This window comes from Bacteroides sp. ET71 (assembly GCF_023336905.1).
In the GTDB taxonomy this organism is placed as follows: domain Bacteria; phylum Bacteroidota; class Bacteroidia; order Bacteroidales; family Bacteroidaceae; genus Bacteroides.
This window is the reverse complement of the sequence record NZ_JAMBLS010000137.1, coordinates 1-606: the sequence shown is the minus strand read 5'-3', so window position 1 is coordinate 606 and position 606 is coordinate 1. Positions and strand designations below refer to the sequence as shown.

The window sequence follows — 606 nt, the reverse complement described above, 5'->3', positions numbered from 1 at the left end:
CGTTTAGCTGTTAGCTCGACCTTGTTATCACTGGATTTTACATTTTCTATTCCATTAAGTATTCCAAATCTTCCACTTGAAACTTATGCCATAATACTATTCCGAAATTCCGGACGCTCTCCGGCAATGTCCTGTAATTATCATCCATTTGGAATTTGCCCAATTTAGAAGATATGCCATAAGATTGTGGAAACAGCATATCTCTTTCTCCACGAATGGCATACTTCTTATTGCCGCTGTGCATAATGATTTTCATAGTGAGGAGAGGCCTCGAAAAATCGGAGCGACACCCTAATTGATATACAAGCCATGTTTCACAGATTCCGTCACGGTCAAAATCATTAACATACGGTTTACACAAATAATCAACCGTGAACATTCCGCAATAACCATCTTTCAGGAAATCATAAAGTTGCCACAAAACAGAAAAGTGCTTTTCTTCTTTTATGTAATGCCGTGCATACAGTTCTTTGGATGATATGGGTGTACCTTCCGGCAATTCCTCTTGGTGTACGGGAGATTGACTGGTTATTAGATAATTTTCTCCTAACTTATCCGTCCATACCGTACAACTTAAAAATTCCCCTTTATAACTGATTTCCTTAG

1 protein-coding gene is annotated in these 606 nt (G+C 38.4%); it reads right to left on the bottom strand.

The features are described 5' to 3' along the window. Positions 1-46 precede the first annotated feature (46 nt). Positions 47-606: M949_RS01915 family surface polysaccharide biosynthesis protein (locus M3090_RS15570; protein ID WP_249057781.1), on the bottom strand; the 560-nt coding region annotated here is incomplete at its 5' end.